General features: G+C 54.2%; 10 protein-coding genes. 5 read left to right on the top strand and 5 right to left on the bottom strand.

The window, feature by feature from the left end; translation table 11 throughout:
* Nucleotides 1-27: 27 nt before the first annotated feature.
* The 5 genes from BTM36_RS04120 to BTM36_RS04100 all read right to left on the bottom strand — a co-directional run bounded on the left by BTM36_RS04120 (nt 28) and on the right by BTM36_RS04100 (nt 5,597).
* Complete coding sequence (locus BTM36_RS04120) at nt 28-1,404, bottom strand: TniQ family protein (RefSeq protein ID WP_077235326.1); 1,377 nt, start codon at nt 1,402-1,404, stop codon at nt 28-30.
* Nucleotides 1,401-2,363 (bottom strand): TniB family NTP-binding protein, encoded by a 963-nt coding sequence (locus tag BTM36_RS04115; RefSeq protein WP_077235325.1) that lies wholly within the window; start codon nt 2,361-2,363, stop codon nt 1,401-1,403. The genes BTM36_RS04120 and BTM36_RS04115 overlap by 4 nt, the downstream gene beginning before the upstream one ends.
* Nucleotides 2,360-4,330 carry a Mu transposase C-terminal domain-containing protein gene (locus BTM36_RS04110; RefSeq protein ID WP_168189741.1) on the bottom strand — a complete coding sequence of 657 codons (1,971 nt, stop codon included), beginning with the start codon at nt 4,328-4,330 and terminating at the stop codon, nt 2,360-2,362. Before BTM36_RS04110 ends, BTM36_RS04115 begins: the two co-directional genes overlap by 4 nt.
* Entirely contained in the window at nt 4,311-5,027 is a 717-nt protein-coding gene (locus tag BTM36_RS04105; RefSeq protein WP_077235323.1) for a TnsA endonuclease N-terminal domain-containing protein, read from the bottom strand. Before BTM36_RS04105 ends, BTM36_RS04110 begins: the two co-directional genes overlap by 20 nt.
* 222 nt (nt 5,028-5,249) lie before the next feature.
* Entirely contained in the window at nt 5,250-5,597 is a 348-nt protein-coding gene (locus BTM36_RS04100; RefSeq protein WP_256385232.1) for a helix-turn-helix domain-containing protein, read from the bottom strand.
* A gap of 867 nt (nt 5,598-6,464) precedes the next feature.
* Between BTM36_RS04100 and BTM36_RS04095 the strand changes: the two genes are divergently transcribed.
* The 5 genes from BTM36_RS04095 (at nt 6,465) to BTM36_RS28695 (ending at nt 15,504) form a co-directional block, all read left to right on the top strand.
* On the top strand, nt 6,465-6,662 hold the full coding sequence (locus BTM36_RS04095) for a helix-turn-helix domain-containing protein (RefSeq protein WP_077235321.1): 198 nt from the start codon (nt 6,465-6,467) through the stop codon (nt 6,660-6,662).
* Between the two features lie 66 nt (nt 6,663-6,728).
* Nucleotides 6,729-7,772 carry a DNA cytosine methyltransferase gene (locus BTM36_RS04090; RefSeq protein ID WP_077235329.1) on the top strand — a complete coding sequence of 348 codons (1,044 nt, stop codon included), beginning with the start codon at nt 6,729-6,731 and terminating at the stop codon, nt 7,770-7,772.
* An 18-nt stretch (nt 7,773-7,790) separates the two neighbouring features.
* The gene (locus BTM36_RS04085; protein WP_077235320.1) at nt 7,791-8,249 is read left to right on the top strand and encodes a very short patch repair endonuclease; all 459 of its coding nucleotides are present in this window, start codon (nt 7,791-7,793) and stop codon (nt 8,247-8,249) included.
* Between the two features lie 20 nt (nt 8,250-8,269).
* On the top strand, nt 8,270-11,410 hold the full coding sequence (drmD, locus tag BTM36_RS04080; RefSeq protein ID WP_077235319.1) for a DISARM system SNF2-like helicase DrmD: 3,141 nt from the start codon (nt 8,270-8,272) through the stop codon (nt 11,408-11,410).
* Entirely contained in the window at nt 11,407-15,504 is a 4,098-nt protein-coding gene (locus BTM36_RS28695) for a type IIL restriction-modification enzyme MmeI (protein ID WP_217349548.1), read from the top strand. The genes drmD and BTM36_RS28695 overlap by 4 nt, the downstream gene beginning before the upstream one ends.
* The last annotated feature ends 52 nt before the right edge of the window (nt 15,505-15,556 follow it).

Here is a 15,556-nt window from a genome sequence, read left to right as displayed (position 1 = left end):
CCTCGCGAGTTCAGACGGGCTGCAGCATCAGTAACTTAACGATGTCTGAGTGTCCTGAATTGCGGGGGCAACTACAGCGATATATTTGTTTATATCCTTTAAAGATCTAGCATCGCTACACTGCTCACTTGAAACGGTCTTGAATCTCGCAAGAAATTTGCTGATATTTTTATAGCTAAATTGCTTTGCAATTCCTTGGGATCGCCTCGCACTGGAGAGCAACTTTGCTTCATTCAATTGCCTCAGTCTATTCACCGATATACCTAAGACTCTACCAGCCTCCTTTTCACTGATCCTATCAGCCAACACCCATCGAGCCCGCTCTAGCTGAAACGACGGTATGAGAACGAATTTGCGCTTTCCTCTAGGACGCTCAGCAGAATGTAATTTACCGCAGCGAATTAAATTCCCAATCGTCTTATTCGACACGTGCAACTGCTCGGCAAAGGACGTGATGTGCAAATACTTTTGAGGCTTCACTGATTGAGGTAGATTCCCAGATCCGTAGTGCCGCTTGTCCCATACTATCGGCTCATGCTTGGAAAAAAAATCCACAGTTTCTAACGAGACTTGGGAATTCGACCTTGCTGTAATTGATTTGAGAAAACTCTTCACGGCAGGTGACCGGACATAGGATTTTGGTTCGGCCGTCTTCAGGTCTGCGAAATCTAACAAGAAACTTCTGTAATTGGTGGGCCAGTCGTAGAGAATTTCTGCCGTTCGCAAGAGATGAAATCGACATTGCTGCAGATCCGGAAATTGAGGATTTCTCCTGCTTGGCTCATATTTTTTTATGTAGTGTCGGCCAAAGCCCCTTATGAAGTAGCATGCATCATCGAAATTGTCTGAACCGGTGACGGCCCGAAGGGGGAGTAGATTTAGCTCCGGTTCTCCGCAGCCAAGAGCAATCAGCTCGCGCCACAGCGTAAGCTCCTTTATGTCAGCAAAAACGCTACGTTGCGATTCCAATTCGGCATCGCAGTCGCAGCGCATTAATTTTTTACGGGCCCAGTCGATTTGCTCACCGCAGTCTTCGCAATTTGATCTCAGCTCGGTCTCATGAATACGGCAGACTGTGCAATAAAGATATTCCCATTCAGTACGCCAGTATCCGTCACTGCGCAGACATTCTGGACAGTACCGGGCTTCCGTGACGTTCTTGTGCCTAGGCATTGCCGAAGCCAGGCGATGAAATGCGTCGCTACCTAATAGTCTCTTAAGCCACGCTGGTTGAATTCCAATATCCTTTCCTCCCGCTACCTGATGGTAGAAGCTAGCAAAGCCTGGAACCGCTGAGAGCATGCGTATGCTGTCGTAGTTGTTGCCCTCAGCGAGTCTGTGAAGATAGCTTCTAACGCTCTCTCCCTCTCCAAGGGATGGCTGATAAGGAAATAATCTCTTCACGACCGCCTCCCTATGGACGCTCTGGTTTTAGGAGCTGATATCTCAAAAGGCTCGCCGGCCTTATTCAGTAAACGAAGTGTGCAGCCCTCAGAAAACGGATTGAGCTCTGTCGGTGCTTCCCTCCATATATCGCGAGTGAAGACACGCTTCAGTAGATTGATACTTGGATCTTGGCGATCATCCAGCATTTTCAGCTCATAGACGCCGAGAACTAATTTGCGAACATTGGCTATAAGTCCATTCGAAGCAAAAAATATTCGCTTCGCGATATCCGGTTCCGCATATCCACATCGAAGCGAAGGCGGCAAAGCTAAATCGAACTCATTAAGGACCATCTGAAACTCTTCAAATGCAAGAGCAGAATTTATCGAGAAGGGAAGTAACTGAAGGTGTGTCGAGAACCGACGACGTAGTTGCTCATTGATTCTTAAAATCTGTGCACTCCGCGGAAGCCCCATGAGGACGCATGGGATTTCGCATTCATCGATAAAGCCCTTCAACCAGTCGGCCACTGACTGAAGCGAATTGCTATGCCCGTTGTCGATAAAATGCTGAAACTCATCGAATATGATCATTCTTACTTTCGAACACTTAGCCAAATGAAGCGCTCGGGCCCGCTTGGCAGTGGTGGTGCCGCGATCTGGGATTGGATCTTGTAGAGCAACCAGCAGACTTTCGGCCAGGGATTTGATAGATGGCGATGCGGGAGTCTGCACACAAACAATAGGGCGAAGAAGGTGGTCACCATCCACGCCTGCCGGATACAAGGACTGCAAATGCTTCGCTACCCATGTTTTACCGGTGCCTGACTCACCAAGCAGGAGTGAATGCTTGGGACTAGCACCTGCGGCAGACATTTTGAGTGTCAGGTGAAGATGGCTCACTGCCTCGACGAAGCCAGCGTGATGAACCACGATCGATTCAAAAGATTGAATATCTTCAATGACGTCGGAGCTCATTTTTTCTTTCCCGGCGGCATTTTCGACATCAATACGGAAGATGTTTTGAGACGCCCTAAAGATTTGACGGATGCGGCACTGGCCAAGGGATCTTCGATACCTCTGCTTTCACTGGGGAGCTGGGTAGCAACCTGTCTTGGCAAAGACGGAATCCCGATTTGATGGCCACGTTGGCGCTCCCGTTGCCGCTTGCTGTTCTGCAGATCAAAGACAATTTGTCGAATTTCTGCTTTTGCTTTCGTTATCGAGGCAATGTTGACGCTCTCGTTTTCCACCTTTCGCACATGCTTACATATCATGCGGTGCTGCTGGAGCGATAAGTGTTCGACGTAGTCACCGTCCAATGCTGGCACTGGAATAGCTTCCTTAGTGATTGGATCGATGACGTGAACATAGGAAATGTCTCCGCTGTAGTAACGTACTTCGACGCGCGCAGTAGGTCCCATCTGGCGGCGAGCTCTCAATAACTCATCGGAGTTATAGCGCAAGTTATGTAATTCCACACCAGCGCGAGACAGCGTACGCTCTACCGTGCGGCCAAGAGCAATATCGAGCCGTTGAGGAGAGATTGGTAGTGTTGGAGCGAACGACTCGACACCTCTCATCCATTTCTTGTATGGCGTGGTTGCTATCCCTCTGTGTAATGACTGAGCGTAGACATCTACAATCCAGCGGTATAGGATCGACCGCAGGATATTTAGAGGGATGACCGCTTGAGCTTGAGAGTCGTAGTCTTCACGGTGAAACCATCTGGCGAAGCTCGTGCCAGGCATTCCATGTGCAAACTTGTAGTTGATTGTCTTCAGAAATCGCTCTATAGCTCCTTTGTAATACGGCGCACGCCGCGGGCAGAACGTCAAAGTCATTCCCGTCTCAAAGGCCAGCCTTTCCAGTTCTAAAGAGTGGAATTCCAAACCATTGTCGCAAACAAGCTCTGTTATCGCCCCATAGCATGGCCAAGTATTGTCGATATCAGGATGATCTGATTTCAAATCGGCCTTGGGTAAAATCGCATGGCGCAGACAAGCGAATACCGCTTCTATCGATGGTCCATCAAATCCAATATGAACGCCTAATACCATCCTTGAGAACTTATCGATGGCGACAGTCAGGGTAGGCCGGCCCATCGGTAGATGATTCTTGTCACAGATCACAAACAGATCGAGTGGCGTGTGGTCGATCTCTACTCTCTCCAGAATTCTGCTGGCTTGCGGGCCCTTGCCCGTGGTGCGAAATCGCATGTTCGCGTTGGCCAAACCATGTCTGGAGACCGCGGTCTCATATTTATCCAAGCTTCTAACGGCTCGAGTAAAGGTTGAGCGACTCGGCAGACTGAGCTTATTTTTCATTTCACGAAGCCTGTTTGCAGCTGCAACCAAGTGGGCGAGATGGGAAAATGCTTCCTCTATCGAATTTCGTTGCTCGGTCAGATACACCTGTTCGATTGCTTCCTGGACGAGAACCTGTACTTCCGGATTTAGGCGGCTACCTGCTGTGCCACGAAGATGATGTTTACTTATCAAAGATCTTGATTCGCGTCGCGCTGATATCAGCTGACGCCTCCACCGATACACTGTGATGGTGCTAGGAGGTTTTGGATCGTTGATCTGCTCAGCGCAAAGTGAAATCAGCGGCTTGAGGACGGATGGAGTGGAAGGGATTGCCCCAAATTGCTCCACAAAGTCGAGATATTTTTTTCGACGAATCGCTTCAGCTTGTACAGTCTCTGGAAAAGTACAAAGTGCTCTCATTGAAGATATCTCTTGAGTCGCGGCAGTCTTGTGTCTTTCAACAAAGACCAGGCGACGATCAACATACAGTTTTAGCAGCGCATCTTTCGTATCGAAATACGAAGAACCATCTTCCCTTTCCACAAGCAAGCGATCTTCATCGACAATCCGTACGATTCCATGAAGCTGTCCATCTAAATGGAATTGCACACCTACGTTAAAAGTAAATTGTTGCATTTGGCAGCTCCTCATTTTTCGTAGAAATCGGCGTATCCTCGGAAATGACTTGGAGCAAGTCCAATTCGATTTCCCCGAGATCCAGTAGCTGCCAGATCGCGCGTTCACCTAGTAGCTTTTTTGCATTTCCAAAGGTCAAATCTTCTATCTGAGACAAACATCTCAGATACGCCTGTGCCTCTTCAGATGAAAGCCGTGGAGTGCGATTGCTATTGAGCTGCTTCAAATTTTCAGACAGCGGCTTCCGTCGAATTTGGCGGTCGTCGAGAATCAGGAGTTGGGCTCCCTGGGATAGCAATTGCAACCGGATGATCTCTAATCGCTTTTGCTCCTCGGGGTTCTGCAATTTTTCCCAAGGTTTGACCTCAATTAACTTCGTACATCCACCCCGGAATGTCACTTCGAAGTCGGCCGTGTATCGCCTCATCCGACCAGAGTGGAAGTACCAGAACGACGGCGGCTGCTCTCTGAAGCCGGTAATTCCAGGAGAGAATTCAAAGAGAAGGATTGCGTCACGCTCGAGCAGACTCTCCCAGTGAACCATTCGCTCGTTTTTTAAAGAAGGCGACTTTCCTCTGAATAATCCGGAGAAGTTTTTAGTCGGCTGCCTAGCGCGCGCGCCACGTGCAACTTCAGCAGGCGTGACGGTGCAGCGCGGCCGCTCGGGAGCGACCGCGATTTGCGGTTTTTTGGACATGTCTATCCCTTTGCGCTGCTAGTAATGGACGTGAAATCACGCCAAACTAGGAGCGCTAGTCTGTACTATAGATTTTGGGGGGCTTGACCGGTCGGGAAGAGTTGACGATACTGATATTGCGAATCGGGTGTAACGTCAGTTACTTCCGCGAACGGGGCAAGGTGTAACAACTTTGTCCCGTTTTGTTTTTACATTCTGATCTCCTTCTTCAGTGAGCACTGTTCAGAACTTCAAGATTTCTTGAATGGCTCGCACCTGAGCAGGCTTGAGCTGCCCAATATGGTCAACAAGCGTATGCACCAGGTCATATTCATCTGGTTCTGCATTCATCGGGATTTCAATTTTTCGACGTGACCGATCTGCAGCTCGTTGCAACGATGCCGCTTCTTCTTCATTTAAGCTGAGTGCCGTCTTCACCTTCTGGACCAAGGTCGCCGGCGGCGATCCTTTGCGACCACTCTCAAGCCCGCTCAAATAGGACTGATCCAAGTTGAGCAAACTCGCTAACTGTTTTTGGTGCATACGCCGATTTCTGCGTAGATCCTTTAGGACCAATCCCAGAGGTGTCACGGCCAATCCAAGAAATATGAGAGAGCTTGATTTTACGCCAGAATACAACGTGGAAATAGGAACAAAACTGAACAAAATCAAATACTTAGTTGACTTTCGTTAGCCTATCTTTTGGCCAAACCGAACCAGTTAGCTGCCTCGAATCAAGGCGTTACATTTGAGACGCAAGATCGCATGACAAAAAAAGAGAGCCATGTCGGCTCTCTTTTTTCATTTACTATGACTATTCGTTTTCACGGGAGTGACGATTTTTTCACTTACTGTGACTCCCTACATGTTTTTCTTAGGTTATACGTTCCTCTACAGCTGTCGGATGACACAGTTAGTGAAACTCTCGGCCTTGATATATAAGGTCTTTTTTGCTAACTGCGACACGCTGCATTTTGGCCGTGCCGTAGAAAGTGAAAACTACTGACCGTCATGCCACATAAAATGAAAATTCATCGGAACAGAAATAGTGTGGCGATGCTTCTCTCGTTTGCATGCTGGTACCGGTTATTTGGAATTATTCGACGCTGGTACATCAGAGACCATATCTCCATCCGGGAAATCGCCCGACGCCTGATCGGTACGAAAACGGGCACACTGGCACCCCATAGCAACAATTAAACCTGTGGGCTGTTGTGTCAAACCATATTTCGAGTGATACCCCGCGCTATACCCTCCATTCTCTCGGCACGTTTCCATCCTGTCTGCATGCAAGACTGCCATATTCGATCAATGACAAAGCCGATTGGAAAATCGGAATAACCGCAGCAAAACCGCCTTAATCAATCCAAACCAGCTTATTTCCCATTTACTGTTAGCGTAATCCATGCGATCATCGCCAAGCTGCCCTAACTCCCACTTTTGATGGAAACCCATGTCATGCCAGATCGCTGGTTGTCGGTCGAAGAGATCTCCGAGTACCTCGGCGTGAGCAAGGACACCGTTTATGCCTGGATCGGCAAACGGAACATGCCTGCTCACCGAATCGGTCGACTTTGGAAGTTCAAGTCAGAGGAAGTCGATGAATGGGTGCGCTCTGGTGGCGCAGCAGAAAACGAAGGTCGACGCAAAGAATGATTGGCTTGCTATCGACGAGTTTCGATTGCCTCATCCTGTGGTCGAAACAATATGAGGATCGTTAAGATGAAAAAAATTTCTTGTGTCGATTTGTTCTGCGGGGCGGGCGGGCTAACGCATGGCTTCGTGCTCGAAGGCGTTCCGGTCGTTGCTGGCATCGACATGGACCCCGCCTGCCGCTTTCCTTATGAGGCCAACAACAGCGCCAAGTTTGTAGAGCGAGACATCAGCAAGGTCACCACGGCCGAGTTGAATGCGTTGTTCGACGATGCCGACTTGAAGATTCTTGCAGGGTGCGCGCCTTGCCAGCCTTTTTCTACCTATGCGCAACGCTACGAGCTCAATGGTAAGGACGGGAAATGGGGGCTGTTGTACGAGTTCGCTCGTCTGGCCAAGGGCACCCGGCCAGATGTCATCACGATGGAGAACGTCCCGACCGTTGCCAAGCACGAGGTGTTTCATGACTTCGTCGATACGCTGAAGCGACTCGGTTACAACGTCTGGTTCGATGTCGTCGATAGCTCCCAATACGGCGTGCCACAGACTCGCCGACGCATGGTGCTGCTGGCATCCCGGCACGGTGAGATCAAGATGATCAAGCCCACGCTCGAGAAGCCCAAGACCGTGAGGCAGGCGATTGGCCGCCTGCGTGCGTTGAACGCTGGCGAAGCAGCACCGAGAGACAAGCTGCACGTCTCATCCACGCTGTCAGAGAAGAATCTCAAGCGCATCAAGGTTTCAAAGCCTGGCGGTACGTGGCGTGACTGGCCGGAGCATCTCGTCGCCGATTGCCATCGAGCAGAAAGCGGCAGGACTTATCCGGGCGTCTATGGCCGCATGGAGTGGGACAAGCCTGCACCCACCATGACGACTCAGTGCTACGGATTTGGGAACGGCCGGTTCGGGCACCCTGAGCAGGATCGTGCGATCACCTTGAGAGAAGCCGCAATCATCCAGAGCTTCCCGCGTGACTACGCGTTCATTCCCGATGACGGTGAGGTCAGCTTCAAGGTTCTCGGACGCCTCATTGGCAATGCCGTTCCTGTTGACTTGGGTCGCGCGATTGCGCGCAGCATCAACGAGCACTTGGCATCGACCAAATCCAGATGATCTGACGAGACTCGATCGATGCCACGCGTTCAGCCCTCATCTCCAGAAGCCAGTCGTCGAATGGCGAAAGTCCGGCAAAAAGGAACCAGTGCTGAGATCGCATTGCGTCGAGAGCTGTTCCGGAGGGGCCTGCGCTACCGAGTCGATTTCGAGGTACTGAAGAAACCTCGTCGGGTCGCGGACATCGCTTTTCCGGGGAGGATGATTGCCATCTTCATCGATGGTTGCTTCTGGCATGGGTGCCCGGAACACGCCACATGGCCGAAGCAGAACTCGGATTTCTGGCGGCAAAAGATCGAGACGAACCGCGCCAGAGACGCCGACACGAACGAACGGCTTCGGAGCATCGGGTGGACGGTACTGCGATTCTGGGAGCACGAGCCGCCGACTGATGCAGCCGACATCGTCGTCCAGACGGTCGCCATGGGCAGATCGAAGCGTAGCGCTTCGTCACCTGGTCCGCATAAGAAGAACTGAACGGGAAGATCGCAGACCTCATGGAAATCGCAACCGAGAAGCAGAACCAGACCTATCGCACCCGTCCAGAGCCGGGGCAACTGGTCGAGGTCAGGCGACGCCAATGGGTCGTTGCCGAAGTCATCTCATCAAAACTGACATCGCTGTCTGCACAGCAGAATGCCGTCACTCTCTCCTCTATTGATGAGGACGGGCTGGGTGAAGAGCTCGAAGTCATCTGGGAGATCGAGCCCGGTGCGCAAGTCATCGAACGCGCGGGCCTGCCTTCGATTACCGGCCAGGATGACTCCGACACTCTCGAGGCGTTTCTTGATGCAGTGCGCTGGGGTGCCGCCACCAACGCGGACAGAGGCTTTCTGCAAGCGCCGTTTCGCAGTGGCGTCAGCATCGAGGACTTCCAGCTCGATCCCTTGGTGCGCGCCATCGACATGGCCCGCGTCAATCTGCTCATCGCCGACGACGTCGGCTTGGGTAAGACCATTGAGGCTGGCCTCGTCATCCAGGAGATGTTGCTGCGGCACCGTGCCCGCACCATCCTGATCGTCTGCCCCGCTTCTCTGCAGGAGAAGTGGCGTGTCGAGATGCTGGAAAAATTCGGCCTTGATTTCAGGGTCGTCGACACGGCCTACATCAAGCAGTTGCGTCGAGAGCGCGGCATCCACGCCAATCCGTGGACTTCGCATCCGCGCCTGATCGCCTCCATGGACTGGGTCAAGAGCGGCGAAGGACTGCGTGCCATGCGCGACGTTCTGCCAGCGCACACCAGCTATCCACGCAAATTCGACATGCTCGTCGTCGACGAAGCGCACAACATCGCTCCCGCTGCCGGTGCGAACTACGCGCTGGAAAGCCAGCGGACGCGCTTCATTCGCTCCATCAGCCCGCATTTCCAGCATCGCCTGTTCCTCACCGCAACCCCGCACAACGGCTACACGGAATCCTTCACCTCTCTGCTTGAGTTGCTGGACGACCAACGCTTTGCCAGAAACATCCTGCCTGATGAAAAGCAGTTGAGTCAGGTGATGATCCGTCGCCTCAAGAGCGACCTGGTCGATGCCGGAGGCAAGCCGCTCTATGCGCAGCGCAAGCTGCAAGCATTGCTCGCCTCGTACTCCGCACAAGAGCGCGCCATTCACCAGAAGCTGAACGACTATTGTGCGAGCCGGGAACAGGACGCAGAGAAAGCAGGCAATGCTTTCGGCACGTCGTTCGTCAACCAACTGCTCAAGAAACGGCTCTTTTCCTCCCCTGCCGCCTTCGCGTCCACCCTCGAGAAGCATATTGCCAGTCTGGCCAATGGCCACCAGCGCAAGGACAAGGACGCAATGGCGGACCGCATTTTGCGCAAAGCCATCCAGCGGGTCAATGAAGACTACGCCAACGACCAGGAGGTCGAAAACGCCCAGTCCGAGGCCGTCGAAGAGGCTTCACGACGTGCGCAGCCGCTGACGGCAGAACAGCAACAAATGCTGAACGAACTGCGGTTGTGGGCACAGACTGCCAAGAACCAGGTCGACGCCAAAGCCAAGGCTGTCCTCGACTGGCTCAGGGCCAACCTCAAGACCGAGGGGCAGTGGAATGATCGTCGGGTCATCTTGTTCACCGAATATCGCACCACGCACCAGTGGATGCACGAGATCCTGGCCAGCCACGACTTCGGTGGCGATCGACTGGCCATCCTTCACGGTGGCATGGCGCAGGACGAGCGCGAGAAAGTCAAAGCGGCCTTCCAGACCTCGCCCAAGGATTCAGCGGTGCGCATCCTGCTGGCCACCGATGCCGCATCCGAAGGTATCGACTTGCAGAACCACTGTAATTGCCTCATCCATCTGGAGATCCCTTACAACCCCAATGTGATGGAGCAGCGCAACGGCCGTATCGACCGGCATGGTCAGCGCCAGAAGGAAGTGTTGATCTGGCATCCCGTCGATGGCGGCGAACATGGCAAGGCAACCATTGGCGGCCACGGCGATGACATCATCCGGGCACTGCGCAAGCTCGAATCCATGCGGGCGGACATGGGCAGCGTCAACCCGGTCATCGCGCCACAGATGTCGGGGCTGATCGAAGGCTCGCTCAAAGACCTCGACACCCACCTTGCTGAAGCCAAGATCGCCAAGGCCAGACGCTTCGTGCGCGCCGAGCGCGAACTCAAAGACCGCGTCGCCAAGCTGCACGAACGGCTGCTGACCACGCAGCAGGACTTTCATCTCACGCCAGAGCACATCTTCATGGCGGTGAAGACGGGCCTCAAGTTGGCAGGCCGCCCGCCGCTCGAACCCTTTGCCTTGGCCGATGCTCCGGCGGGCACCGTATTCAAGATGCCCGCACTGTCGGGCTCGTGGGCGCGCTGCCTCGAAGGCTTACGTCACCCCCACACCCTGCAGATTCGACCCATCACATTCGATCACGCCGTCGCCACCGGTCGTGACGACGTGGTGCTGGTTCACCTCAACCACCGATTGGTGCAGATGTGCCTGCGCTTGCTGCGCGCCGAGGTCTGGGCACAAGACGACGTGAAGAAGCTGCATCGCGTCACCGTGCGTTCGGTGCCGGACGCACTGATCGACGGCCCTGCCGTGGTCGTGATTTCGCGGCTGGTCGTCACTGGCGGCAACCATCATCGCCTTCACGAAGAACTGACCGTGGCCGGAGGTTATCTGGGCGACAAATCGTTCCGGCGAGAGGACAGCGTCACCAAAGTCCAGCAATGGCTGGATCAGGCCAAGCCACTGACGGCTACAGACTCTCTGTTCGATGCCATCCGTGTGCGCTTTGATCGCGCGCAGAGCGCCATCCTGCAATCGGTCGATGCCCGTTCGAAAGACCGACTCAAGTTCCTGACCAACACCCTTCAGTCCCGCAAGCAGCAGGAAGTGGCCGACATCGGCACAGTGCTTGATGAACTGGAAAAAGCCATTCAAGCCGAGCTGAAAAAAGATCAGCAACCGGCGCAGCTCTCCCTGTTCTCGGAAGACGAGCGAACACAGCTCAGGCGCGACACCGCCGCACTGGAAGCACGTCTTGCCCGCATTCCAGCCGAGCGCCAGCAGGAGGCCGAGGCCATCGAAACCCGTTACGCCAAACTCAATGACCGTACCTTCCCGGTCGCTGTCATCTTTCTGATGCCTGAATCCGCCGTTCAGGGAGGTGCCGCATGAGTGCTTCCAGCGTGCATGATGATTGGCTGTCATTGATCGAGATCTCCGGCCCTTTCCTCGCCGTTCCCGTTCTGAAAGAAGCCTTCCCACAAGGGCTGGAAGAACTCAATGCCACCAAGCGCAAACGTCTGCGCCAAGCCTACGAGGAATGGCGCGAAGCGTTGGAGCTGGAAGATGCACAGTTCCCCGAGTTGCATGCGGCATGGATCGACGAAGTTCTGTCGCGCGGTCTCGAACTCGATGAAGACGGCAAAGGCGATGTCCTCAAGCTTACCGACTGGTGTGCCGCAAACCTTCAAGCCAGCTTGCCCGAACACGGCGTGACGCTGTCGCCCGCTCTTGCCGTGATCAATGAGCAGCGCGCCAACAAACCGCTGCTGCTGATCCAGACCTATGCGCAGGATGTCGATCTCGATGCCACCCTGAAGCAAGACGGCTGGGCCGCTACACCCGCCGATCGCATGGTGCAATTGTGCCGCTCACTGGGTTGCAGACTCGGGCTGGTGACCAACGGCGAGCGCTGGATGCTGGTGGATGCCCCGATCGGTGCCGTCAGCACCTTTGCCAGCTGGTATGCCCGCATTTGGAGCCAAGAGCCCATCACTCTACAGGCCTTCGTGCATCTGCTCGGCATTCGTCGCTTCTTTGTCGATGAATCCGAACAACTGCCCGCACTGTTCGATCGCTCCCTGAAGTTCCAGGACGAAGTCACCGACGCCCTTGGTGAGCAAGTGCGTCGCGCCGTCGAAGTTTTGATCCAGACCCTCGACAAGGCAGACCAGGATCGCAACCGAGAGCTGCTGCACGACGTCAAGGAACCCGAGCTGTACGAGGCCGCGCTCACGGTGATGATGCGCTTGGTGTTCTTGCTCTCCGCCGAAGAGCGCGGCCTGCTCCTGATGGGCGACGAACGCTACGAGGCCAACTACGCACTCTCGACCTTGCGCATGCAGTTACGCAAGGAGTCCGAAGAGATCCTTGAGCGTCGCGGGGACGCGTGGTCGCGTCTGCTGGCGATCTTCCGCGCCGTGTTCGGCGGCATCGAGCACGAAAACCTGCGCCTGCCAGCCTTAGGCGGTTCACTGTTCGATCCCGACCGTTTCCCCTTCCTCGAAGGTCGGGCCAAAGGCTCCAACTGGCGCAGCGATGCAACCAAGCCGCTGCCCATCGACAACCGCACCGTGCTGCTGTTGCTGGAGGCCATCCAGCAATTCCAAGGCCGCACGCTGTCCTATCGCGCGCTGGACGTCGAACAGATCGGCTATGTGTACGAGGGTCTGCTCGAACGCACCGTCAAGCGCACCGACGAAGTCACGTTGGAACTGGATGCCACCAAGAGCGCGAAGACGCCATGGATCAAATTGGCCGAGCTGGATTCGGCGCGCTTGGATGGTGCTGTACGACTGGCCGAGTTGCTGCAAGAACGCTCCGGCAGTTCGGCCAGCCGGGTGCGCAATGATCTGGCCAAGCCCGTCGACGACACCTTGGCCGATCGACTGCTGACCGCTTGCCAAGGCGACACAAAACTCCGCGATCGCGTCAAGCCCTACGCCCATCTGCTGCGCACCGATCCATGGGGCTATCCGCTGGTGTATCCCGCTGGTGCCTTCATCGTCACCACCGGCTCCGACCGGCGCGAAACCGGCACCCACTACACCCCGAAATCGCTGACCGAAGCGATCGTTGCCGAGACCCTCACGCCTGTGGCCTATGTAGGCCCGGCAGAAGGAACGCCGCGTGATCGCTGGGCACTGAAATCTCCTGCCGAACTGCTCGACCTCAAGATCTGCGACCCAGCCATGGGCTCGGGCGCCTTCCTGGTGCAGGCCTGCCGCTGGCTGTCGGATCGCCTCGTCGAGGCATGGTCACTGGTCGAGGCTACGGGCAAAACCCTGAGCATGGATGGTGAGGTTCTGGAAGCAGGAGCAGCCAAGGAACCGTTGCCTCGCGACGGCGAAGCGCGCACGGTGATCGCGCGCCGCCTCATCGCCGAGCGCTGTCTGTACGGCGTCGATTTGAACCCGCTCGCAGTCGAACTGGCAAAGCTATCCATTTGGCTAGTGACGCTGGCCAAAGGGCGTCCGTTTGGCTTCCTCGACCACAACCTGCGCTGCGGCGACAGCCTGCTCGGCATCCATCGGCTGGATCAGCTCACACAACTTTCGATGATCCCCTCCAGTCAAGGGCAGCTACGCCTGTTCGGACAGAACATTGAGCGTGCCGTGCGCGAGGCCATCGAACTGCGGAGACGTCTGCGCGAAACGCCCATCCGCGACATCCGTGACGTGGAAGCCATGGCGCATCTGGATGCAGATGCGCGCCGCAGGCTTGAAGTGCCGGAGTGCATCGCCAATGCGTTCATCGGTGAAGTTTTAGCGTTGGGGGGCAACGCAGGTGAGTTTGACAATGCGGTTGCATCCTTGGCAATTCAAGCTGGACAAGCAATTGTTTCCGATGGGAACGGTTTGCAGTCCATCGTTCAACGCGCATGCGATGCTCTGAGTGTCGATCTGCCTGCAGGGCGATCGGCTCGCCGACCATTCCACTGGCCGCTAGAGTTTCCAGAGGTTTTCGACAGACAAGAACCGGGCTTCGACTCCATGATCGGCAACCCACCGTTCCTTGGCGGACGTCGAATGCGCGCAATTCTCGGAGATTGCTACCTCGGCTATCTCACAGGCGCTCTGACTGTGAACGGTAGTGCAAATGCAAACCTTTGCGCCTACTTCTTTCTGCGAGCCACCCAACTGTTCAAGCATTGTGGAACGTGGGGGCTTATCGCAACCAGTGCCATCTCCGAAGGCGACAGCCGACGAACGGGGCTGAATCGAATAATTGATGCAGGGAACAAAATCTATCAGGCAATTCCATTGATGGAGTGGCCCGGAAATGCAGCTGTCACGATCGCATTGGTATGGACTTATGGCGGAGATTGGGCTGGGAGAGTTCAGCTAGATGGTGTGGCGGCCTCAAGCATTAACGCCAGCTTGGCTGAAGACGTGTCGGCTTCTTGGGAGCCTGCTGATTTGGCCCAAAACAGAGGTCGGGCCTTCCAAGGATCGAACATCCTTGGGAAGGGTTTTGTCCTTGAACAGGAGGAGGCAGACGCGCTGTTAAGCAAGGAACCGAAATCTGGAGAAATAATTCGGAAATTCCTTCGGGGAGAGGATTTTGTCGATAGCGCAACACAAGAAGCAAAGAAGCTCATTATTGACTTCGGTGGAATGCCTCTCTCGAAGGATACGGTGCCACTAAACTACTCCGGTTCAGTAGCAGAAGATTACAGCGAGTGCCTATCACGCATCATTGAGAAAGTGAAGCCAGAGCGTGTGCTCCAAAAACGGAAACCCTATCGAGAAAGGTGGTGGCAGTATGCGGAAAGATGTACCAGCCTCTACTCTGCTATATCAGACTTGTCGAGGGTGATATTTCAACCATCTCCATCAAAGCATCTTGCATTTTGCTTCGTGGATGCCGATCAAGTATTTTCAGGCCCACATACCGTCATTGCAGCAGATGACTTCTGTACTTTAGGGATTTTGATTTCTTCTGTGCACGCCGAGTGGTGTTGGGCTTTCTGCTCAACCATGCCTAGTGGCAGTCGTCGCTACAACCCCTCCGATTTCCTGAAATTCCCCTTTCCGGAAAGCTCTGATCAGATTGCAAGGGTCGCTGAGGCTTTCGACACACAGCGCTGTGAATTCATGCGCGAGCGCTCAATCGGGATTGGCGCTTTCATGAATATGTTGCATGACGAAAATTGTGCTGACTCGAGGATTTTTGACTTTAGGTCAGCGCTAAAGGAGCTAGATAGCGCAATCTTCGATTCGTATGGTTGGCCTGACCTAGAGATTGATTATCAGTTTCGTGTCGTCGGAAAAAGTAAGCGACATGGTTTGGAGCCGAATCTCGCCAAAGAAGTAATGAGTAGGTTAAAGGCTTTGAATATTGCCTATTCAACAGATGGGTCATCAGTCGAGACACCTCGAAGAAAATCGCCAACGGTTTTGGATCACGTGGCGACGCAAAGCCCGGCGGCGAATAAAACCGCCGATCTATTCAGTGACGGCAATGACTCTGGGGGGTATAGATGAGCATCTCGCACCGAATAGCAGTTGGCCTGAATGTACTTGACCATCTCGGGTT

Origin of the sequence: Herbaspirillum sp. VT-16-41 (assembly GCF_001994935.1) — a bacterium.
Lineage (GTDB): Bacteria > Pseudomonadota > Gammaproteobacteria > Burkholderiales > Burkholderiaceae_D > Herbaspirillum > Herbaspirillum frisingense.
Note: the sequence above shows the minus strand (reverse complement) of the source record. Positions and strands in the feature narration are given on the sequence as shown.

Bases quoted from the DNA above. Each gene is read 5' to 3' on its own strand.
- drmD (WP_077235319.1), top strand. From the start codon at position 8,270: ATGGAAATCGCAACCGAGAAGCAGAACCAGACCTATCGCACCCGTCCA.
- BTM36_RS28695 (WP_217349548.1), top strand. From the start codon at position 11,407: ATGAGTGCTTCCAGCGTGCATGATGATTGGCTGTCATTGATCGAGATC.
- BTM36_RS04115 (WP_077235325.1), bottom strand. From the start codon at position 2,363: ATGAGCTCCGACGTCATTGAAGATATTCAATCTTTTGAATCGATCGTG.
- BTM36_RS04110 (WP_168189741.1), bottom strand. From the start codon at position 4,330: ATGCAACAATTTACTTTTAACGTAGGTGTGCAATTCCATTTAGATGGA.
- BTM36_RS04085 (WP_077235320.1), top strand. From the start codon at position 7,791: ATGCCACGCGTTCAGCCCTCATCTCCAGAAGCCAGTCGTCGAATGGCG.
- BTM36_RS04095 (WP_077235321.1), top strand. From the start codon at position 6,465: ATGCCAGATCGCTGGTTGTCGGTCGAAGAGATCTCCGAGTACCTCGGC.
- BTM36_RS04090 (WP_077235329.1), top strand. From the start codon at position 6,729: ATGAAAAAAATTTCTTGTGTCGATTTGTTCTGCGGGGCGGGCGGGCTA.
- BTM36_RS04105 (WP_077235323.1), bottom strand. From the start codon at position 5,027: ATGTCCAAAAAACCGCAAATCGCGGTCGCTCCCGAGCGGCCGCGCTGC.